Genomic DNA, 18,897 nt, shown 5'->3' on the forward strand with positions numbered 1-18,897 from the left:
CCATCCACGAACTTGGGGGCTGTAAATCGGCTCCAAGGCTTGTGCCGTGCGCCCGGATCGGGGAATGTCAAGGATTAGACAACTCCCGGCGGATATCCTGCTGCTTCGGTGGCGAGATAGGCGCTAAGGAGTCGGTGGTTTCGGCTTTCGGCCTGGACCGCCCTAGCGTGAGAAGCGACCATGACGAAAGCCGCGAGCGGCGACACCAAGAGCACTCTCTACTGTTCTTTCTGCGGAAAGAGCCAGCATGAGGTGCGTAAGCTCATCGCGGGGCCGACGGTGTTCATCTGCGATGAATGCGTCGAGCTTTGCATGGACATCATCCGCGAAGAGCACAAGATCGCCTTCGTGAAGTCCAAGGACGGCGTGCCCACGCCGCGCGAGATCTGCGAAGTCCTGGACGATTACGTGATCGGGCAAAATCACGCCAAGAAGGTGCTCGCGGTCGCGGTGCACAATCACTACAAGCGCCTGAATCACGCCTCGAAGAACAACGACGTCGAGCTGGCCAAGTCGAACATCCTGCTGGTCGGTCCGACCGGCACCGGCAAGACGCTGCTGGCCCAGACCCTGGCCCGAATCATCGACGTGCCGTTCACGATGGCCGACGCCACCACCCTGACCGAAGCCGGTTATGTGGGCGAGGACGTCGAGAATATCGTGCTCAAGCTGCTGCAAGCCGCCGACTACAACGTCGAGCGCGCCCAGCGCGGCATCGTCTATATCGACGAGATCGACAAGATCAGCCGCAAGTCCGACAACCCGTCGATCACCCGCGACGTGTCGGGCGAAGGCGTGCAGCAGGCCCTGCTGAAGATCATGGAAGGCACTGTCGCCTCCGTGCCGCCGCAAGGCGGGCGCAAGCATCCGCAGCAGGAGTTCCTGCAGGTCGACACGACCAACATCCTGTTCATCTGCGGCGGAGCCTTCGCGGGCCTGGAGCGCATCATCTCGGCGCGCGGCCAGGGCAAGTCGATCGGCTTCGGCGCCAAGGTGGCGGACCCGGAGGAGCGTCGCACGGGCGAGATCCTGCGCGGCGTCGAGCCCGACGACCTGCAGCGCTTCGGCCTGATCCCGGAATTCATCGGCCGCCTGCCGGTGATCGCCACCCTGGAGGACCTCGACGAGGCCGCCCTGGTGAAGATCCTGACCGAGCCGAAGAACGCCTTCGTCAAGCAATACCAGCGCCTGTTCGAGATGGAGAATATCGGCCTGACCTTCACCGACGACGCCCTGCACGGCGTCGCCAAGAAGGCCATCGCCCGCAAGACCGGCGCGCGCGGTCTGCGCTCGATCATGGAAGGCATCCTGCTGGAGACCATGTTCGAACTGCCCAACTACGAGGGCGTCGAGGAAGTGGTGGTCAACGCCGAGGTCGTCGAAGGCCGGGCCCAGCCGCTGCTGATCTACGCCGAGAAGAAGGGCGGGGCGGCTTCGGCCTGACCCTCGTCAAAACGGCTCTGAACGAGGCGCGTCCGGCTCCGCCGGGCGCGCCTTTTTCATCACACGGGACCGCCTTGCGTTGTGACGCTTCCCTTGGATCAACCGGCGCGAAAGGTCCGCGGCGGCAAAACCTGGGCGTCGCGAGCCCTGCGCCAGCATGGATCGTGCGTTGTGGAGCCGGGCAGGGGGCATGGCCGTTGCACCTTGACCGCTTCACCGCGACCCGTCGCCGCTATCAGGCGAGCACGCTTGAACCGTGTTGCAAAAGGTCCACATAAATAACGACCATCCGCTCAGTCCCGAGCGGACGGGTCGTACGACTCAGGCGCATCGTCTGGGTGACGGCGGCCCGCGTGGCCGAGCGCGAGTGCAACGCGCCGGCCAGGAGTAGAGAGCATCATGTCTGAGATTCGTACGCTTCCTGTGCTGCCCCTGCGGGACATCGTGGTGTTCCCGCATATGGTGGTCCCGTTGTTCGTCGGGCGTGACAAGTCCGTTCGCGCCCTCGAAGAGGTGATGCGCGGCGGCAAGGAGATCCTTCTGGTCACCCAGAAGAACTCGGCCGACGACGATCCGGCCCCGACCGACATCTACGATGTCGGCGTGCTGGCCACCGTCTTGCAACTGCTGAAACTGCCCGACGGCACCGTCAAGGTGCTGGTCGAGGGCAAGGGCCGCGCGGCCGTCGTGCGCTTCACCGACCAGGAGGCCTATTACGAGGCCCAGGTCGGCGAGGTGAACGAGGACCAGGGCGTGGGCCCCGAGGCCGAGGCGCTGTCGCGCGCCGTGGTCGAGCAGTTCGAGAACTACGTCAAACTGAACAAGAAGGTGCCGCCCGAGGCCCTGGCCTCGATCCCGCAGATCGCCGAACCCGGCAAGCTGGCCGACAGCATCTCGGCCCACCTGTCGGTCAAGATCGGCGACAAGCAGCACCTGCTGGAAATCTTCGACGTCGTGAAGCGCCTGGAAAAGGTCTTCGCCCTGATGGAGGGCGAGATCTCGGTGCTGCAGGTCGAGAAGAAAATCCGCTCGCGCGTGAAGCGCCAGATGGAGAAGACCCAGCGCGAATACTATCTGAACGAGCAGATGAAGGCGATCCAGCGCGAGCTGGGCGACCCCGACGATCAGCGCGACGAACTGATCGAGCTCGAGAAGCGCATCAAGAAGACCAAGCTTTCCAAGGAAGCCCGGGCCAAGGCCGAGGGTGAACTGAAGAAGCTGCGCAACATGAGCCCGATGTCGGCCGAAAGCACCGTGGTCCGCAACTATCTGGACTGGATGTTGTCGATCCCGTGGGGCAAGGCCAAGACCAAGAAGATCGACCTGGTCGAGGCCGAGGCGGTGCTCGAAGAGGACCACTACGGCCTGGAGAAGGTCAAGGAGCGCATCCTCGAGTACCTGGCCGTCCAGGCGCGCACCAACTCGCTGAAGGGCCCGATCCTGTGCCTGGTCGGCCCTCCCGGGGTGGGCAAGACCTCGCTGGGCCGTTCGCTGGCCAAGGCGACCGGTCGCGAGTTCGCCCGCATCTCGCTGGGCGGCGTGCGCGACGAGGCCGAGATCCGCGGTCACCGTCGGACCTATATCGGCTCGATGCCCGGCAAGATCATCCAGACCATGAAGAAGGCCAAGACCACCAACGCCTTCGTCCTGCTGGACGAGATCGACAAGATGGGCAGCGACTATCGCGGCGACCCGTCCTCGGCCCTGCTGGAGGTGCTGGACCCGGCGCAGAACTCGACGTTCGGCGACCACTATCTGGAAGTCGATTACGACCTGTCGCAGGTGATGTTCGTCACCACCGCCAACAGCCTCAACATGCCCCAGCCGCTGCTGGACCGCATGGAGATCATCCGCATCCCCGGCTACACCGAGGATGAGAAGGTCGAGATCGCCAAGCGCCACATCCTGCCCAAGCAGATGAAGGACCACGGCCTGAAGGCGGCCGAGTTCGTGGTGCCCGAAAAGGCCATCCGCGACCTGATCCGCTACTACACCCGGGAAGCCGGCGTGCGGTCGCTGGAGCGGGAGCTGGGGGCCCTGGCGCGCAAAACCGTTCGTGACCTGGCCCGTGAAAAGGTCGCCACGATCACGATCGACGATGAGCGCCTGGCCAAGTATGCGGGCGTCAAGAAGTACCGCTACGGCGAGACGGACGAGATCGACCAAGTCGGCATCGTCACCGGTCTGGCCTGGACGGAGTTCGGCGGCGACATCCTGACCATCGAAGCCGTGAAGATGCCGGGCAAGGGCCGCATGACGGTCACCGGCAACCTCAAGGACGTGATGAAGGAGTCGATCTCGGCGGCCAACAGCTACGTCCGCTCGCGGGCGGTGCAGTTCGGCATCAAGCCGCCGCTCTTCGAGAAGACCGACGTCCACGTGCACGTTCCGGACGGCGCCACGCCCAAGGACGGTCCGTCGGCCGGCAGCGCCATGGCCCTGGCCATCGTTTCGGTGCTGACGGGCGTCCCGATCCGCAAGGACATCGCCATGACCGGCGAGATCACCCTGCGCGGCCGGGTCACGGCGATCGGCGGCCTCAAGGAAAAGCTGCTGGCGGCTCTGCGCTCGGGCGTGAAGACGGTCCTGATCCCTCAGGAGAACGAGAAGGATCTGGCCGACGTCCCGCAAAGCGTGAAGGACGGCCTGGAGATCATCCCGGTGTCCACCTTCGACGAAGTGCTGAAACACGCCCTGGTCGGCCCGCTCACGCCGGTCGAATGGCGCGAGGAAGACGAGCCGATTGCTGCGACTGCGAAGGTCGAGGATGGCGACAGCGACGCTGTCCTGACCCACTAATAGCAACTTATCGTCGATAACTTGGGCGGCGCGGAGTATTTCCGCGCCGCCTTCGTTTGACGGGCCGTCTGAACCCCGCATACTCCCGGTCGAGCGAAGCGGCGTGAGCTGTAGCCAGCGCCGCCGCTTTCATGCTGGGAGAAGAACATGACCACAAAGGCCGAACTCGTCACGGCGATCGCCGAAAAGGCGGGCATCAACAAGAACCAGGCTAAGGACGCTCTCGAGGCTTTCATCGACGCCGTCACCACCTCGCTGAAATCGGGCGAGGACGTGCGCCTGGTCGGCTTCGGCACGTTCAAGGCGGTCGCCCGGGCCGCCGGCACCGCGCGCAACCCGCGCACCGGCGAGACCGTCAATCGTCCGGCCTCCAAGACCGCCCGGTTCCAGGTCGGCGAAGGTCTGAAGACCACGCTGAACGGCTGATCCAGTAAACAGATTTCGAGGGCGGGCCGCCACGCAGGCGTCCCGCCTTTTCTATGCAGGACATTTCCGAGCGGACGGGGTATCTCCCACATCCCCGTCCGTCTTGGCTTCGTCCGCCTCGCACAGACGGGCTTGAAGGTCCTGGGGGCGGTTAGCTCAGCGGTAGAGCGTCTCGTTTACACCGAGAGGGTCGGGGGTTCGATCCCCTCACCGCCCACCAACATCAGCGCGACAAACCAGGGTTCGACAGGCGAGGACTTTCGCCATCGCCGCCCGCACGGATCGGGTATGGCCGCCGAACCCGCCGACATCACCGTCACCCGCCTTGTCTGGACCGACCGCCTTCTCGACCAGGTGGAGACGCCCAAGGGGGCCCTGCGCATCACCCTGGGCTTGGGCTCGGGCCTGGCCCGGCGAGCCTGCGATCCGCCGGGCGTCGTCTGGGCGATCGGGGATCGTGGTCCCAACATCAAGGTCGGGGCGGCGGTCGAGGATCACGGCCTGGCGTCGCTGTCAGGCCTGGCCGAGCTCGAAGGAGCCAAGATCATGCCGCACCCGGCGATCGGGCCGACGCTGGCCCAGCTTCGGGTCGAGGCCGACAAGGTGGTTTGTCTCCAGGTGCTGCCGCTGCGCGACGCGACGGGCGCGGCCTTCGACGGTCTACCGGGACCCGGCGGCGATCTGGCGGCGATGGAGCCCGCCTTCGACCTGTCGGGCGCCCCGCTGGCGCCCAGCCTTTCCGGCGGCGACACCGAGGGGGTCGTGGCCCTGGCCGACGGCACCTTCCGGGTGGCCGACGAATACGGCCCCTCGATCCTGGTCGTGGGCGCCGACGGCGTGGTCGTGGCGCGCTGGGTCTCGAAAGGCGAGGGCGCGGCCCTGTTCGGCGCGGCCTATCGCGTGGAGGACGTGCTGCCGGCCCTGTCGGCCCGCCGGCGTCTGAACCGCGGCTTCGAAGCCATTGCCCTGTCGCCGGACGAGACGCGGCTGCACGTGATCCTGCAGAGCCCGCTGGCGCCCGAGGACGAGGTCGCGGCCGAAGGGCGTGGCCGCGCCCGCCTGTGGACCTTGGACGCCCAGACTGGCGTCTCGCTTGCCGAACATTTCTATCCGTTTGACGCGCCGGAGACGTTCCGCCGCGACGCCGCGGTCGGGCCGGTGGGGCCGGAGGACCTGAAGATCTCGGAGGCCGTGTCGCTGGGCGGCGACCAACTGCTGGTCCTGGAGCGGATCTCCCGCACCTCGAAGCTCTATCGCGTGACGCTGGACGCGCCGGTCCTGACCAAGACCCTGGTGCTGTCGACCGATGACTGGCCGCAGATCGACGCCGACCTGGAAGGCCTGGTCCTGCTGTCGGACAGCGACCTGCTGCTCAGCACCGACAACGACTTTGGGGTCGAGGGCCGGGAGACGGCGTTCTTCAGGGTCAGCTTCCCCGCCCCGCTCGCCGACGGCGAGCAGGTCACGGGCGGAGGGGGAGCCCCATGGTGAAGATCCTGGACCGCCGGGCGCTGAACCGGGCGCTGCTGGCGCGCCAGCACCTGTCGCGGCGCGCCGACCTGTCCGTGCCGGAGGCGCTGGAGCGGCTGATCGCCCTGCAGGCCCAGGCCGCCCAGGCGCCGTATTTCGCGCTCTGGACCCGGTTGCAGGCCTTCGCGCCGCAAGACCTGTCCGAACTGTTGGAAGGCTTCAGCTTGGCGCGCGGCACGCTGATGCGCGGCACACTGCACATCGCCGCCGCCGAGGACTTCGCGGCGATCCGGCCGCTGATCCAGCGTGGCCTGGACCGGTTCCTGACCGAAGGTGGCGTTTGCGGCCGCGCCTTGGCCGGGCTGGACCAGGCCGAGATCATCGCGGCGGCGCGCGAGTTGCTTCGGCGTGGGCCGCTGACCACCGCCGGGCTTCGCGACGCCTTGGCTGCGCGCTGGCCGGGGCGCGATCCGCAGGCCTTGGTCATGGCGGCCCGCATTCACCTGCCGATGCTGCAACTACCGCCGCGCGGGCTATGGGGGCGGAGCGGCCAGCCGACGCTGGCGGCGATGGAGGATCGGCTGGCCGCGCCCGAGCGCGGCTTGGCCTTGGCCGACCTGGTGCGGCGCTACCTGGCGGCGTTCGGGCCCGCCAGCGTCGCCGACGCCCAGACCTGGCTGGGCCTCAGTCGCCTGGCGCCCACGTTCGAGTCGCTCCGCCCGCTCCTGGCGGTTTTCCAAGGTGAGGACGGGGTGGATCTGTTCGACCTCCCCCACGCCGAGCGCCCGCCGGGCGACGCCGAGACGCCCCTGCGGTTCCTCGGCGAGTTCGACAACGTGCTGCTGGCCCACGAGGATCGGACGCGGATCATGTCGGCGGATCACAAGCGCCGGCTCTACACGCCCAACGGCATCCTGCGGGCGACGGTGCTGATCGACGGTTTCACGGCCGGGCGGTGGCGCATCGAGGACGGCAAGACGGCGTCGGTGCTCCACGTCGACCTGTTCGCCAAACCGACCAAGGCTGTCGCCACCGCCCTGGCGGACGAGGGCGAGCGCCTGCTGGTCTTCGCCGCCAAGCACGCCGGCGGCGAAGTCCGGATCGAGGTCGCCGAGACCTAGGCCGCCAGCGCCTCTAGCGCGGCGGCCGCGTCGCGGGCGGCCTCGTCGGCGCGGATCGCCGCGCCCAGGGTCTCGGCGGCGGCCTTGAACGCCGGCTCGTCGAGCAGGCGACGCACGGCGGCGGCGATCTGGTCGGGGCCGGCGTCGGCCGGCAGGGTCAGGCCGGCGCCGCGATGGGCGACGCGGGCGGCGTTGTCGTGCTGGTCGCGACCCATCGGCAGGCACAGCAGCGGAACCCCGGCCATCAGCGGCCTCAAGGTCGAACCATGGCCGGCATGGGTGACGAACAGGGCCGCGCCCTTCAGCAGATCGCCGTGCGAGGCGCTGCGAACGACGGCGACATTGTCCGGCGCCGCGAACTCGGCCGGATCGATGGTCGGGCCGGTGGTGACCACGCCGCGCACCGGCAATCGGCCCAGGGCGGCGAGGATCGCGCGCAGCACCGGCTCCTGCGCCTGGTAGAGGCTGGAGAACGACACCACCACCAGCGGCGCGTCGCCGGACGGCGTCGGGAACGGCTCGACCCAGGCCGGATCGGCCAGGTAGGGCCCCACATGGACGAAGGGGGCGGGCAGGGGCTCGGGGGCGAAGTCGAAGGCCTTGCTGGTCGCCAGGAGGACGGCCTTGGCGACGTCGAGTTGTCCGAACAGGTCGCTCAGGGGCGGCAGACCCAGAGCGGCCCGGGCGGCGTTCAGGTCGGGCAGGCCGGCCTGGAAGAAGCTTCGGCCCATCTGGCCAACCATGGCGTGCATGGCCCGTTCCTCGTCGCTGGTCGCCGGCAGCATGCCGGCCCCGAACGGCGGCGCGCCAGGCATCGTCGGCAGCGACCAGATGTTGGCGGCCAGCAGGGCCAGAGGCAGGCCGCGGGCCTCCGCCGCGGCCATCGAGCCCAGCAGCAGTTCCTGCGACACCACCACGTCCGGCCCGAAAGCGTCGATCGCCACCAGGGTGTCGTTGGCGTAGGCGAGGGCGGGGCCGGCCATCACCCGCTCAAGCAGGCGGTGGATCACGGCCAGCGGATTGTCGGCCTCGTAGTCCTTCAGCCGGTCGTCGTCGCGAGTCTTGCTGGTCTGGAAGGGCGCGGTGGTCCAGGCGCGGAACGGCACGCCCAGGGCGGCGGCGTCGGGCGCGTTGCACGGGTCGCTCAGCGTCAGCACGGCGTGGCCGCGGGCCGCCAGGTCGCGGGCGACCGACAGCATGGGCTGCACGTGGCCGCCGCCTTCCCAGGTGGTGAACAGATAACGCGCCATCAGGGACCCTCGACCGCCTTCGCATCGCCTGCCTACGCGGTCCGAACGAGCCTTGCCATAAGCGCTCAAAGTGATATCACTTTGAAATCAACCCTGGAGGACTCCATGTCCGACGCGCCGAACATCAATCGCTCGACCGAACGCGCCTATGGCGGAATCGGCGGCGGGCTGCCGCTGATCTTGCTTCCGGTAATGCTCGCCGCCGCCGTCTGGGCCTTCTCGACGGGCGGCGTCGCCGGTCCGGTCGGCGGCGCGGTCCTGATCGTGCTCTTCCTGCTGACCAGCTGCGGCTTCTATGCGCTGCAGCCCAACGAAGCCTATGTCGTCACCCTGTTCGGGACCTATGTCGGCACCGACCGGCGGACCGGCCTGCGCTGGGTGCTGCCCTGGTACGGCCGCAAGAAGATCAGCCTGCGGGTGCGCAACGTCACCAGCGAAACCCTCAAGGTCAACGACAAGCGCGGCAACCCGGTCGAGATCGCCGCCAACATCGTCTGGCGGGTGTCGGACACCGCCCAGGCCCTGTTCGACGTCGACGACTATGCTGCCTTCGTGCACATCCAGATTGAGACGGCGCTGCGCGAGACGGCCTCGCACTACGCCTACGACCACGACGACAGCGGCGAACCGACCCTGCGGTCGGACGCGGACCATGTAAGCGAGCGCCTGCGGACGGACCTGCGGGGGCGCACCGCCGTGGCCGGCGTGTCGATCGACGAGACGCACCTGATGCACCTGGCCTACGCGCCCGAGATCGCCGGTTCGATGCTCAAGCGCCAGCAGGCCGAGGCCGTGCTGGCCGCCCGCCGCACGATCGTCGCCGGCGCGGTCGGCATGGTCGAGAACGCGCTGCAGCAGCTCAGCGAGCGGGACGTCGTCGTCCTGGACGATGAGCGCAAGGCGGCGATGGTGTCCAACCTGCTGGTGGTGCTGTGCGCCGACCGCGAGGCCCAGCCCGTGGTCAACACCGGCACGCTGTACGGCTGATCCGTTGGCCGCGTCTCCATCCGATGCGTCGAAAGGCGGGCGCCGCGCGTTCCTGATGCGCGTACGCCCCGAGGTGCTGGCCGCCGTCGAAACCCTGGCGGCGGCCGAACTGCGCAGCGTCAACGCCCAGGTCGAAATGCTCCTGCGGGAAGCGCTCTCGCGGCGCGGTGCGTTGCGGGCGCTGGACACCGCTCCAGCTTCGGAGGAACCTCCGTCCCCGTGAGTGTCTTAAGGCTCTGCGACCGTGTCGGCGGGAGCGGCTGACAAGCGAGGTTCCGGCGTGATGGATTTGAGGTTTGATCGGCTCTCGGCGTTCAACGAGGCAGAAGAACCCCTGTTCAAGGCGGTCCGGCCCGGCGGAAAGCCGGTCAGGCTGGTCGACACCACGATGCTCTATGCGCCCCGTAGCGGCGGGGTTCGGCGCTATCTGAACTCCAAGCGGGCCTGGATCGCGGCGAATCGGCCCCAGGTTCGGCACACCCTCGTGGTGCCCGGCCCCCGGGATGCTCACGACGGGCACGGACGGGTTTCGATCTATGCGGCGCCTCTGCCGTTCGGCGACGGCTATCGCTGGCCGGTGGTCAAGAACGCCTGGATGGAGCGACTGATTCGTCAGCGGCCGGACATCATCGAGGCCGGCGATCCGTACACGCCCGGATTGGCGGCCCTGAAGGCGGGCGACGCCCTGGGCGTGCCTGTGGTGGGTTTCTGTCACACCGACCTGGGCGCGCTGGCGGCGCTGCACATCGGCGAATGGGCCGAAAAGCCGGTGCAGAAGCGCTGGGCGGCGATCTACCGCCAGTTCGATCAGGCCGTGGCCCCCAGTCAGTTCATCGCCGGCCGGCTGATCGAGGCGGGCGTCAAGAACGCCATCGGCCTGCCGCTGGGCGTCGACACCGACATCTTCAATCCTGGTCGCGGCGATCGCGAAGCCCTGCGCCGCCGTCTGGGCCTGACCAGCCGCCATCGGATCCTGGTGTTCGCCGGCCGTCCGGCCAAGGAGAAGAAGCTGGACGTGCTGGTCGAGGCGGTCGAGCGCCTGGGCGACCCCTATGTGCTGCTGTTCGTGGGGGCGGGCGCCGGCGCGCCGCCCAGCGACCGGGTGATCTGCATGGACTACCAGCGTGATCCCCAGAGCCTGGCGGCGGTGCTGGCCGGCTGCGACGCCTTCGTCCACGCCAACGACAACGAGCCGTTCGGCCTGATCGTGCTGGAGGCCATGGCCTGCGGCCTGCCGGTGATCGGCGTGGCGGCCGGCGGCGTGGCCGAATCCGTGGACGAGACGGTCGGGGCCCTGGCCACGGCGTCGGAGGCCCGCGCCTTCGCCGAGGCGGTCGAGTCGGTGTTCGCGCGCGACGTTCCGGCCCTGGGCCGCGCCGCCCGCCAGCGCGCCGAGCACCGGCACGGCTGGGACCCGGTCTTCCGCAAGCTGTCGGCGATCTATGGTCGACTCACCGGCTGCACCGCGTTCGAAGACGCGCCCGAACCCGCGGCCGAGCTGGTCGGATGGGCCTAGGCTGACCTAAGCGGCCGCTTTCGTCAGCGCGCCGCGCACCTGAGCCAGGATCTCGTAGGATCGTTTCCGCGCCGCATGGTCGTGGATTTGCGAAGCGGCCATCAGTTCGTCGGCGCCGGTGAGGTCCAGCACCTTCTGGATCTTGGCGCGGACCGTGTCGGGCGCGCCGATCGCCGAATAGCGGAAGGTGTGGTCCAGTCCCGCGATCTCGGCGTCCGAGGCCACATCGCGGATGTCGTCCACCGGCGGCGGCAACAGGCCCGGATTGCCGCGCCGCAGGGCCACGAACTGCTGTTGGCTTGAGGTGAACAGGCGGCGGGCCTCGTCGTCGCCGTCGGCCGCGCAGACCCCGATGCAGACCAGGACATAGGGCTGGGCCAGCGCTTCGGACGGCTTGAAGGTGCGCCGATAGACGGCGATCGCCTCCATCAGCTGGTCGGGCGCGAAATGGGCGGCGAAGGCGAATGGCAGGCCCAGGGCGGCGGCCAACTGGGCGCTGTAGGTGCTGGAGCCGAGCAGCCACAACGGCACGTCCTGGCCCTCGCCCGGCACGGCGCGCACCGACTGGCCGGGCTGGGCCGGCTGGAACCAGCCCTGCAGCTCGACGACGTCCTGAGCGAAGCTGTCCACCGCGCCCATGTAACGGCGCAGGGCCCGCATGGTGGCCTGGTCAGTGCCCGGCGCGCGACCCAGACCCAGGTCGATTCGGCCGGGATGGAGGGCCGCCAGGGTGCCGAACGCCTCGGCCACCATCAGCGGCGCGTGGTTGGGCAGCATGACCCCGCCCGAGCCGACGCGGATGGTCGAGGTGCCGGCCGCCACGTGGCCGATGACCACGGCGGTCGCGGCGCTGGCGATTCCCGGCATGTTGTGGTGCTCGGCCAGCCAATAGCGGTGATAGCCCAGCCGTTCGGCATGGCGGGCCAGGTCCAGGCTGTTTTGAAGCGCCTGGCCGACGGTGGTTCCTTGCGGGACGGGGGCCAGGTCGAGGACGGAAAAGGGCAGGGGATGGGCGTGCGACATGCACGCTAGATCGGAACGCGGAAGGCGAACCTCAAGACGATCGGTTCGTTCTAGCCGGGCCGCCGGGATCTGTGCAGGGATCGCCGTGGATCATTTCGCCTGAAGGGCGACCAGGAACGGAGACCGTCATGGCGTTGAAATGCACCCATCTCGACCAGATCCAGGATGTGACGCCCGGAACGGCCGGCTGCGAGGAGTGCCTGAAGACGGGCGATTCCTGGCTGCACCTGCGGCTGTGCCGGACCTGCGGGCATGTCGGCTGCTGCGACCAGTCAAAAAACAAGCATGCGACCAAACATTTCAAGGCCACCGCCCACCCGATCATCGAGGGCTACGACCCGCCCGAGGGCTGGGGCTGGTGCTATGTCGACGAGGAGTTCTTCGAATTCGACGCGCCGACTCCGCACCCGGGACCGATTCCGCGATTCTATTGAGGCGCGGCGAGTCCATGGCCTGACCGCGAGGACTGCAAGGAGAAGGGGAAGTGGCGCGAATGACGGGACTTGAACCCGCGACCTCCGGCGTGACAGGCCGGCGCTCTAACCAACTGAGCTACATCCGCGTCGGGCGCGAACCAATGTCCGGCGCGGTCGTTCCATAGACTGCCTGGCGGTGGGAAGCAGCCAACTTCAGGGAAGGTGGCGCGAATGACGGGACTTGAACCCGCGACCTCCGGCGTGACAGGCCGGCGCTCTAACCAACTGAGCTACATCCGCATCAGGCTCCGCCGAAGCGAAGTGCGACCCGCCGTGCGGCGAGGGGCGTCTGATATGTCGGGCCGATGGGCGTGTCAACGGCCATGTCGCGGAAGCTGTGAGTGAATGCCAGTTGCGACCGTTTCTCAATGTGTCCGAGGCGTTTGAAGCGCTGGCGACACTGAGCTACAACCCGCTCGATTCAAGCCAAGGGCTGTCATGAACGCCTTCCTTCTCCAGTATCTGCCGATCGTGATCTTCCTAGGGATCGCGGCGGTCATCGGCATCGCCTTCATCCTCGCCGCCGCCGTGCTCGCCCCCAAGGCGCCGGACCCGGAAAAGCTGTCCGCCTACGAATGCGGCTTCAACGCTTTCGACGACGCGCGCATGAAGTTCGACGTCCGGTTCTACCTGGTCTCGATCCTGTTCATCATCTTCGACCTGGAAGTGGCCTTCCTGTTCCCGTGGGCCGTTTCGCTGATGAAGCTGCCGCACGACGTGGCCGCCTTCGCCTTCTGGTCGATGCTGGTCTTCCTGGGCGTTCTGACTGTCGGCTTCATCTACGAATGGAAGAAGGGCGCCCTCGAATGGGAGTGATCGTTCCCCCCAACAGCGCGGCCCCCAGCTCCCCGCTCGTTCCCGCGGGCTCGGCCGCGCGGTCGACGGTGCAGGGCTATGACCCCAAGCTGCACGACCCCTATTTCGACGGCCTGTCGGGCCAGCTGGCCGACAAGGGCTTCGTCACGGCCGCCGCCGACGACCTGATCACCTGGGCCCGCACCGGCAGCCTGATGTGGATGACCTTCGGCCTGGCCTGCTGCGCCGTCGAGATGATGCACTCGGCCATGCCGCGCTACGACCTGGAGCGCTACGGCTTCGCGCCGCGCGCCAGCCCGCGCCAGTCGGACGTGATGATCGTCGCCGGCACCCTGACCAACAAGATGGCCCCGGCTCTGCGCAAGGTCTACGACCAGATGCCCGAGCCGCGCTACGTCATCTCGATGGGCAGCTGCGCCAACGGCGGCGGCTACTACTATTACAGCTACAGCGTCGTGCGCGGCTGCGACCGGATCGTGCCGATCGACATCTATGTTCCCGGCTGCCCGCCCACCGCCGAGGCCCTGGTCTACGGCGTGCTGCAGCTGCAGAAGAAGATCCGTCGCACGGGGACGATCGAGCGATGACCGACGTTGTCACCACCGAAGCGGTCCTGTCGCCGCTGGAAGCCCTGGGCCAGGCGATCGTCGCCAACTCGGCCGGCGCGATCACCGCGTTCCACGTGGCGTTCGGCGAACTGAACCTGCTGGGCCCGTCCAACCGCGTGGTCCAGGCCCTGACCTATCTGCGCGACCATCCCGACTACCGCTTCCACCAGCTGGTGGACCTGACGGGCGTCGACTATCCGGAGCGCGAGCGCCGGTTCGACGTGGTCTATCACCTGCTGTCGCTGGTGAAGAACCATCGCGTGCGGTTCAAGGTCCAGACCGACGAGGACACCGCCGTTCCCAGCGCCACGCCGGTGTTCCCGGTCGCCGACTGGTTCGAGCGCGAAGCCTTCGACATGTACGGCATCTTCTTCGACGGCCACCCCGACCTGCGGCGGATCCTGACCGACTACGGCTTCCACGGCCATCCGCTGCGGAAGGACTTCCCGATGACGGGCTATGTCGAGGTCCGCTACGACGACGAGCTGAAGCGCGTGGTCTACGAGCCCGTGAAGATCACCGAGTTCCGCGCCTTCGACTTCCTGTCCCCGTGGGAGGGCGCCAAGTACGCCCTGCCGGGCGACGAGAAGGCCGAGAAGCGGGCAGGGGACGCGTAAGAGTCATGACTGGTTCCAATTCCCCCGCCGCCGCGACCGACTTCTTCCACGAGACACCGCCGTCGCTGCCTGCCGTGCCGGAAACCCCGGTGCGCAAGTTCAACATCAACTTCGGCCCGCAGCACCCGGCCGCGCACGGCGTGCTGCGCCTGGTGCTGGAACTCGACGGCGAGATCGTCGAGCGCGTCGATCCGCACATCGGCCTGCTGCATCGCGGCACCGAGAAGCTGATGGAGGCGCGCACCTACCTCCAGAACATCCCGTACTTCGACCGCCTCGACTACGTGGCGCCGATGAACCAGGAACACGCGTTCTGCCTGGCCATCGAGAAGCTGCTGGGCGTGGACGTGCCCAGGCGCGGCAGCCTGATCCGCGTGCTGTTCTGCGAGATCGGCCGGGTGCTGAACCACCTGCTGAACGTGACGACCCAGGCCATGGACGTCGGCGCCTTGACGCCGCCGCTCTGGGGCTTCGAGGAGCGCGAGAAGCTGATGGTGTTCTACGAGCGCGCCAGCGGCGCTCGCCTGCACGCCAACTATTTCCGTCCGGGCGGCGTCCACCAGGACCTGACCCCCTCCCTGATCGACGACATCGAGACGTGGGCGAAAGCCTTCCCGAAGATCTGCGACGACATCGAGGGCCTGATCACCGACAACCGCATCTTCAAGCAGCGCAACGTCGACATCGGCGTGGTCAGCAAGGAAGACGCCCTGGCCTGGGGCTTCTCGGGCGTGATGGTGCGCGGTTCGGGCATCGCCTGGGACCTGCGCCGCAACCAGCCCTACGAGTGCTACAACGAGTTCGAGTTCGACATCCCGCTGGGCAAGAACGGCGACTGCTACGATCGCTACCTGTGCCGCATGCAGGAGATGCGCGAGTCGACCAAGATCATCCTTCAGGCCATCGAAAAGCTGCGCGCCACGCCCGGCCCGGTGCTGACCGAGGACAACAAGGTCAGCCCGCCGCGCCGGGCTGAGATGAAGCGGTCGATGGAAGCCCTGATCCATCACTTCAAGCTCTACACCGAAGGCTTCCGCACGCCGGAAGGCGAGGTCTATGCGGCCGTCGAGGCGCCCAAAGGTGAGTTCGGCGTCTACGTGGTCAGCAACGGCACCAACAAGCCCTACCGTTGCAAGATCAAGGCGCCCGGCTTCTCGCACCTGGCGGCCATGGACTGGATGAACCGCGGCCACCAGCTGGCCGACGTCTCGGCCATCCTGGGCTCGCTCGACATCGTGTTCGGCGAGGTGGATCGGTGAGTCTCGAAACCATCGCCCTCGAAAAAGTGGCCCAGGCCCAGCTCGACGCCTACAACGTCCAGGACCTGGACGCCCACTGCGCGCATTTCACCGACGACGTCGTAGTCGCCGGCCTGAACGGCGAGGTGGCGCGCACGGGCATCGAGGCCTATCGCGCCTGGTACGCGGCCGCGTTCGCGCAGTTCCCGAACAACAAGGCCAAGCTTCTCAACCGCATCGTGGTGGGCGCGAACGTGATCGATCACGAGCACGTCGACCGCGGCAACGGCGACGCGCCCTTCCAGGTCGCCGCCATCTACACCTTCAGGGGCGACAAGATCGCCCGCGTGGATTTCGCACGATGAGCGTTCGTCGCCTCGCCAAGGAACAGCCGGCCAGCTTTGCGTTCTCGACCGAGAGCCAGGCCAAGGCGGACTGGTGGAAAGCCAAGTACCCCGCCGAGCGCGAGCAGTCGGCGGTGATCCCGATGCTGTGGCTGGCCCAGAAACAGGAAGGTTGGGTTTCCGAGCCCGCGATCCAGGAGATCGCCCGCCAGCTTTCGATGCCGGTCATCCGCGTGCTGGAGGTCGCCACCTTCTACGTGATGTTCCAGCTGCAGCCGGTCGGCAAGGTCGCCTTCGTCCAGCTGTGCGGCACCACGCCGTGCCAGCTGCGCGGCGCGCTGGACCTGAAGGCCGTGCTGAAGGCCAAGATCGGTGAGGCCCACGCGGTCTCGGCCGACGGCAAGTTCAGCTGGGAAGAGGTTGAGTGCCTGGGCGCCTGCTGCAACGCGCCGATGGCCGCCATCAACGACTATTATTACGAGGACCTGACGCCGGAGAGCCTGGCCCAGATCCTCGACGACTTCGCCGCCGGCAAGTCGCCGCAGCCGGGCAGCTACGAAGGCCGCGGCGCGTCGGAACCGAAGGGCGCGATCCACACCCTGACCGATCCGAAGCTGTACGACGGCTCGCTGGCCAAGAAGATCAAGATCCCGAACCTGCCCGAAAAGCCGAAGAAGGCCCCGAAGACGGAGCCGGCGGCCTGATGAACCAGCTTTCGCCCCAGCCGAACCTTGTGAAGACGAGAGCCTTCCAGCTCGCGCTCGTCTTCAACTGGGCGTGCATGGGCGCTGGGGTGTGGACGTACCTGACGTTCAATCAGGAACTTCCCTTCGTGCTGATCATCCTGCTGGGCGGCATGCCCATCCTTTTCGTGATCCTGCGCTACACCGGACGGATCAAGGCCGAGAGAGCGGCCGCCGCCAGGTCCAACCCGAAGATCGTCGAATGAATCCCGCCGACGCCATCCAGAAGAAGCGCCTGACCACGATGTTCGCCATCGACGTGGTCTGCTTCGTGCTGGCCGGCGCGGCGGTCATCGGCTACGTCGCGGCCGGCATCGGCTGGCTGGCGCCGGTGTTCATCGGCGCCATCGCCGTCGGCCTGGGCGCGCAGATCTGGTTCATCCTGGGCTGGATGAAGGCCGCCAAGCGGGACGGGGAGGGCAAGGCGTCGTGACCGACGATCCCCAACTCCTGGCCAAGCGCGTGGCCTATGTGAAGGCCATCCGGGGTCTTTACCGCAACGAGCGCATCGCCGGCCTGGTCGGCTCCCTGGTCGGGGCGATGCTCCTGATCTGGGGCCGGATGGGCCAGGGCGCGCCCGCCTGGGCCGTTCCGGTCGCTTTCCTGGTGATCGGCGCCGCCTGGTCGCTTTTCGCCTATGTCATCATTCGTCGGACGCGCTATGTGCGCGCCCATCCATTCGATCCGCAAAGCTGAGTCATGGTCGGTATCCTCGAAGACAAGGACCGCATCTTCACGAACCTCTACGGTCTCCACGATTGGGGCCTCGAGGGCGCGAAGAAGCGCGGCTGCTGGAATGGCACCAAGGACATCCTGGACGCCGGGCGCGACTGGATCATCGACAACATGAAGAACTCCGGCCTGCGCGGCCGGGGCGGGGCGGGCTTCGGCACGGGCCTGAAATGGTCCTTCATGCCCAAGGAAGTGAAGGACGGACGTCCGCACTACCTGGTCGTCAACGCCGACGAGTCCGAGCCGGGCACCTGCAAGGACCGGGAGATCATGCGGCATGATCCGCATCTCCTGATCGAAGGCTGCCTGATCGCCTCGCGCGCCATGCTGGCCCACGCCTGCTACATCTACATCCGCGGCGAATACGTCCGCGAGCGCGAAGTGCTGGAAGCCGCCATCAAGCAGGCCTACGAGGCCAAGCTGATCGGCAAGGACAACGTCCACGGCTGGGACTTCGACCTCTACGTCCACCATGGCGCCGGCGCTTATATCTGCGGCGAAGAGACCGCCCTGCTGGAAAGCCTGGAAGGCAAGAAGGGCCAGCCGCGCCTGAAGCCGCCGTTCCCGGCCGGGGCGGGCCTCTACGGCATGCCGACCACCGTCAACAACGTCGAGAGCATCGCCGTCGCCGGCACGATCCTGCGTCGCGGCGCGTCTTGGTTCGCCGGCTTTGGCCGCCCCAACAACGCCGGCACCAAGCTGTTCTGCGTCTCGGGCCACGTGAACCTGCCCTGCAACGTCGAAGAGGCCATGAGCATCCCCTTCCGTCAGCTGATGGAAGACCACTGCGGCGGCATCCGCGGCGGTTGGGGCAACCTGAAGGCCGTGATCCCGGGCGGCTCGTCCGTGCCGATGATCCCGGCCGAGCAGTGCGAAGACCTGCCGATGGACTTCGACGCCCTGCGCAACCTGCGCTCGGGCCTGGGCACCGCCGCCGTGATCGTCATGGACAAGTCCACCGACCTGGTCCGCGCCATCGCCCGGCTGAGCTACTTCTACAAGCACGAGAGCTGCGGCCAGTGCACGCCGTGCCGCGAAGGCACCGGCTGGATGTGGCGCGTCATGGAGCGCATGGCCACCGGCGAGGCCGATCCGAAAGAGATCGACACTCTGCTGGACGTCACGACCCAGGTCGAGGGTCACACCATCTGCGCCCTGGGCGACGCGGCCGCCTGGCCGATCCAGGGCCTGTTCCGCCACTTCCGCCACGAGGTGGAGGAGCGGATCGCATCCTATCGTAGCGGTCGCCTGCACGTGCAGGGCGCCAAGCTGATCGCGGCGGAGTAAA

The 18,897-nt window shown here is 67.5% G+C and carries 21 protein-coding genes and 3 tRNA genes; 20 read left to right on the forward strand and 4 right to left on the reverse strand.

Annotated elements, in window-relative coordinates; translation table 11 throughout:
- Window positions 1-180: 180 nt before the first annotated feature.
- From clpX to ASD47_RS00340, 6 genes are all read left to right on the forward strand, one after another.
- The gene (gene clpX / locus ASD47_RS00315; RefSeq protein ID WP_056750002.1) at window positions 181-1,443 is read left to right on the forward strand and encodes an ATP-dependent protease ATP-binding subunit ClpX; all 1,263 of its coding nucleotides are present in this window, start codon (window positions 181-183) and stop codon (window positions 1,441-1,443) included.
- Between the two features lie 399 nt (window positions 1,444-1,842).
- Window positions 1,843-4,242, forward strand: coding sequence for an endopeptidase La (gene lon / locus ASD47_RS00320; protein WP_056750003.1), 2,400 nt, complete (start codon window positions 1,843-1,845; stop codon window positions 4,240-4,242).
- A gap of 147 nt (window positions 4,243-4,389) precedes the next feature.
- Window positions 4,390-4,668, forward strand: a complete 279-nt coding sequence (locus tag ASD47_RS00325; RefSeq protein WP_007676465.1) for an HU family DNA-binding protein — start codon at window positions 4,390-4,392, stop codon at window positions 4,666-4,668.
- Window positions 4,669-4,813: 145 nt separating this feature from the next.
- Window positions 4,814-4,888: transfer RNA gene (locus ASD47_RS00330), tRNA-Val, on the forward strand.
- Between the two features lie 68 nt (window positions 4,889-4,956).
- On the forward strand, window positions 4,957-6,159 hold the full coding sequence (locus ASD47_RS00335) for an esterase-like activity of phytase family protein (protein WP_056750004.1): 1,203 nt from the start codon (window positions 4,957-4,959) through the stop codon (window positions 6,157-6,159).
- Complete coding sequence (locus ASD47_RS00340; protein WP_056750005.1) at window positions 6,153-7,259, forward strand: winged helix DNA-binding domain-containing protein; 1,107 nt, start codon at window positions 6,153-6,155, stop codon at window positions 7,257-7,259. The genes ASD47_RS00335 and ASD47_RS00340 overlap by 7 nt, the downstream gene beginning before the upstream one ends.
- Here the strand turns inward: ASD47_RS00340 and ASD47_RS00345 are convergent.
- Window positions 7,256-8,509, reverse strand: coding sequence for a glycosyltransferase (locus ASD47_RS00345; protein WP_056750014.1), 1,254 nt, complete (start codon window positions 8,507-8,509; stop codon window positions 7,256-7,258). The two genes, ASD47_RS00340 and ASD47_RS00345, sit on opposite strands and share 4 nt — an antisense overlap.
- Window positions 8,510-8,614: 105 nt before the next feature.
- Here ASD47_RS00345 and ASD47_RS00350 point away from each other — a divergent pair, with 105 nt between their 5' ends.
- From ASD47_RS00350 to ASD47_RS00355, 3 genes are read left to right on the forward strand one after another with little or no spacing between them, the layout of a single operon-like run.
- The gene (locus ASD47_RS00350) at window positions 8,615-9,496 is read left to right on the forward strand and encodes an SPFH domain-containing protein (protein WP_056750017.1); all 882 of its coding nucleotides are present in this window, start codon (window positions 8,615-8,617) and stop codon (window positions 9,494-9,496) included.
- A gap of 55 nt (window positions 9,497-9,551) precedes the next feature.
- Window positions 9,552-9,719, forward strand: coding sequence for a hypothetical protein (locus tag ASD47_RS25930; RefSeq protein ID WP_230983803.1), 168 nt, complete (start codon window positions 9,552-9,554; stop codon window positions 9,717-9,719).
- Window positions 9,720-9,779: 60 nt separating this feature from the next.
- On the forward strand, window positions 9,780-11,012 hold the full coding sequence (locus tag ASD47_RS00355; RefSeq protein WP_156402049.1) for a glycosyltransferase family 1 protein: 1,233 nt from the start codon (window positions 9,780-9,782) through the stop codon (window positions 11,010-11,012).
- Window positions 11,013-11,018: 6 nt separating this feature from the next.
- Here the strand turns inward: ASD47_RS00355 and ASD47_RS00360 are convergent, their stop codons facing one another.
- The gene (locus ASD47_RS00360) at window positions 11,019-12,035 is read right to left on the reverse strand and encodes an LLM class flavin-dependent oxidoreductase (RefSeq protein ID WP_056750021.1); all 1,017 of its coding nucleotides are present in this window, start codon (window positions 12,033-12,035) and stop codon (window positions 11,019-11,021) included.
- 128 nt (window positions 12,036-12,163) lie between these two features.
- Between ASD47_RS00360 and ASD47_RS00365 the strand changes: the two genes are divergently transcribed.
- Window positions 12,164-12,469, forward strand: a complete 306-nt coding sequence (locus ASD47_RS00365) for a UBP-type zinc finger domain-containing protein (protein WP_028037645.1) — start codon at window positions 12,164-12,166, stop codon at window positions 12,467-12,469.
- Window positions 12,470-12,520: 51 nt separating this feature from the next.
- On the opposite strand, the gene ASD47_RS00370 is transcribed toward ASD47_RS00365, so the two are convergent.
- A tRNA-Asp gene (locus ASD47_RS00370) sits at window positions 12,521-12,597 on the reverse strand.
- A 77-nt stretch (window positions 12,598-12,674) separates the two neighbouring features.
- A tRNA-Asp gene (locus ASD47_RS00375) sits at window positions 12,675-12,751 on the reverse strand.
- Window positions 12,752-12,949: 198 nt separating this feature from the next.
- Between ASD47_RS00375 and ASD47_RS00380 the strand changes: the two genes are divergently transcribed.
- From ASD47_RS00380 to nuoF, 10 genes are read left to right on the forward strand one after another with little or no spacing between them, the layout of a single operon-like run.
- Complete coding sequence (locus tag ASD47_RS00380; RefSeq protein WP_028037644.1) at window positions 12,950-13,327, forward strand: NADH-quinone oxidoreductase subunit A; 378 nt, start codon at window positions 12,950-12,952, stop codon at window positions 13,325-13,327.
- Complete coding sequence (locus ASD47_RS00385) at window positions 13,297-13,914, forward strand: NADH-quinone oxidoreductase subunit B family protein (RefSeq protein WP_156402050.1); 618 nt, start codon at window positions 13,297-13,299, stop codon at window positions 13,912-13,914. Before ASD47_RS00380 ends, ASD47_RS00385 begins: the two co-directional genes overlap by 31 nt.
- Window positions 13,911-14,552 (forward strand): NADH-quinone oxidoreductase subunit C, encoded by a 642-nt coding sequence (locus ASD47_RS00390; RefSeq protein ID WP_056750027.1) that lies wholly within the window; start codon window positions 13,911-13,913, stop codon window positions 14,550-14,552. Before ASD47_RS00385 ends, ASD47_RS00390 begins: the two co-directional genes overlap by 4 nt.
- Window positions 14,553-14,557: 5 nt before the next feature.
- Window positions 14,558-15,811, forward strand: coding sequence for an NADH-quinone oxidoreductase subunit D (locus ASD47_RS00395; RefSeq protein WP_056750030.1), 1,254 nt, complete (start codon window positions 14,558-14,560; stop codon window positions 15,809-15,811).
- A gap of 11 nt (window positions 15,812-15,822) precedes the next feature.
- The gene (locus tag ASD47_RS00400; RefSeq protein ID WP_056751473.1) at window positions 15,823-16,155 is read left to right on the forward strand and encodes a nuclear transport factor 2 family protein; all 333 of its coding nucleotides are present in this window, start codon (window positions 15,823-15,825) and stop codon (window positions 16,153-16,155) included.
- Entirely contained in the window at window positions 16,152-16,838 is a 687-nt protein-coding gene (gene nuoE, locus ASD47_RS00405; protein ID WP_056750032.1) for an NADH-quinone oxidoreductase subunit NuoE, read from the forward strand. Before ASD47_RS00400 ends, nuoE begins: the two co-directional genes overlap by 4 nt.
- Window positions 16,838-17,083: a hypothetical protein gene (locus ASD47_RS00410; RefSeq protein WP_056750035.1), complete on the forward strand. Its 246-nt coding sequence runs from the start codon at window positions 16,838-16,840 to the stop codon at window positions 17,081-17,083. The genes nuoE and ASD47_RS00410 overlap by 1 nt, the downstream gene beginning before the upstream one ends.
- Window positions 17,080-17,310, forward strand: coding sequence for a hypothetical protein (locus tag ASD47_RS00415; protein WP_028037637.1), 231 nt, complete (start codon window positions 17,080-17,082; stop codon window positions 17,308-17,310). The genes ASD47_RS00410 and ASD47_RS00415 overlap by 4 nt, the downstream gene beginning before the upstream one ends.
- Window positions 17,307-17,573 (forward strand): hypothetical protein, encoded by a 267-nt coding sequence (locus tag ASD47_RS00420; RefSeq protein ID WP_056750037.1) that lies wholly within the window; start codon window positions 17,307-17,309, stop codon window positions 17,571-17,573. The genes ASD47_RS00415 and ASD47_RS00420 overlap by 4 nt, the downstream gene beginning before the upstream one ends.
- A 3-nt stretch (window positions 17,574-17,576) precedes the next feature.
- Window positions 17,577-18,896 (forward strand): NADH-quinone oxidoreductase subunit NuoF, encoded by a 1,320-nt coding sequence (gene nuoF / locus ASD47_RS00425; protein WP_056750039.1) that lies wholly within the window; start codon window positions 17,577-17,579, stop codon window positions 18,894-18,896.
- The last annotated feature ends 1 nt before the right edge of the window (window position 18,897 follow it).

The sequence above is a fragment of the Caulobacter sp. Root1472 genome, assembly GCF_001426985.1.
In the GTDB taxonomy this organism is placed as follows: domain Bacteria; phylum Pseudomonadota; class Alphaproteobacteria; order Caulobacterales; family Caulobacteraceae; genus Caulobacter; species Caulobacter rhizosphaerae.

Excerpts from the sequence above, each read along its gene's own strand:
- ASD47_RS00390 (WP_056750027.1), top strand. The coding sequence starts at position 13,911 with ATGACCGACGTTGTCACCACCGAAGCGGTCCTGTCGCCGCTGGAAGCC.
- ASD47_RS00355 (WP_156402049.1), top strand. The coding sequence starts at position 9,780 with ATGGATTTGAGGTTTGATCGGCTCTCGGCGTTCAACGAGGCAGAAGAA.
- ASD47_RS00365 (WP_028037645.1), top strand. The coding sequence starts at position 12,164 with ATGGCGTTGAAATGCACCCATCTCGACCAGATCCAGGATGTGACGCCC.
- ASD47_RS00410 (WP_056750035.1), top strand. The coding sequence starts at position 16,838 with ATGAACCAGCTTTCGCCCCAGCCGAACCTTGTGAAGACGAGAGCCTTC.
- ASD47_RS00335 (WP_056750004.1), top strand. The coding sequence starts at position 4,957 with ATGGCCGCCGAACCCGCCGACATCACCGTCACCCGCCTTGTCTGGACC.
- nuoF (WP_056750039.1), top strand. The coding sequence starts at position 17,577 with ATGGTCGGTATCCTCGAAGACAAGGACCGCATCTTCACGAACCTCTAC.
- ASD47_RS25930 (WP_230983803.1), top strand. The coding sequence starts at position 9,552 with ATGCGCGTACGCCCCGAGGTGCTGGCCGCCGTCGAAACCCTGGCGGCG.
- clpX (WP_056750002.1), top strand. The coding sequence starts at position 181 with ATGACGAAAGCCGCGAGCGGCGACACCAAGAGCACTCTCTACTGTTCT.
- lon (WP_056750003.1), top strand. The coding sequence starts at position 1,843 with ATGTCTGAGATTCGTACGCTTCCTGTGCTGCCCCTGCGGGACATCGTG.
- nuoE (WP_056750032.1), top strand. The coding sequence starts at position 16,152 with ATGAGCGTTCGTCGCCTCGCCAAGGAACAGCCGGCCAGCTTTGCGTTC.
- ASD47_RS00325 (WP_007676465.1), top strand. The coding sequence starts at position 4,390 with ATGACCACAAAGGCCGAACTCGTCACGGCGATCGCCGAAAAGGCGGGC.
- ASD47_RS00385 (WP_156402050.1), top strand. The coding sequence starts at position 13,297 with ATGGAAGAAGGGCGCCCTCGAATGGGAGTGATCGTTCCCCCCAACAGC.
- ASD47_RS00350 (WP_056750017.1), top strand. The coding sequence starts at position 8,615 with ATGTCCGACGCGCCGAACATCAATCGCTCGACCGAACGCGCCTATGGC.
- ASD47_RS00380 (WP_028037644.1), top strand. The coding sequence starts at position 12,950 with ATGAACGCCTTCCTTCTCCAGTATCTGCCGATCGTGATCTTCCTAGGG.
- ASD47_RS00360 (WP_056750021.1), bottom strand. The coding sequence starts at position 12,035 with ATGTCGCACGCCCATCCCCTGCCCTTTTCCGTCCTCGACCTGGCCCCC.
- ASD47_RS00395 (WP_056750030.1), top strand. The coding sequence starts at position 14,558 with ATGACTGGTTCCAATTCCCCCGCCGCCGCGACCGACTTCTTCCACGAG.
- ASD47_RS00340 (WP_056750005.1), top strand. The coding sequence starts at position 6,153 with ATGGTGAAGATCCTGGACCGCCGGGCGCTGAACCGGGCGCTGCTGGCG.
- ASD47_RS00415 (WP_028037637.1), top strand. The coding sequence starts at position 17,080 with ATGAATCCCGCCGACGCCATCCAGAAGAAGCGCCTGACCACGATGTTC.
- ASD47_RS00345 (WP_056750014.1), bottom strand. The coding sequence starts at position 8,509 with ATGGCGCGTTATCTGTTCACCACCTGGGAAGGCGGCGGCCACGTGCAG.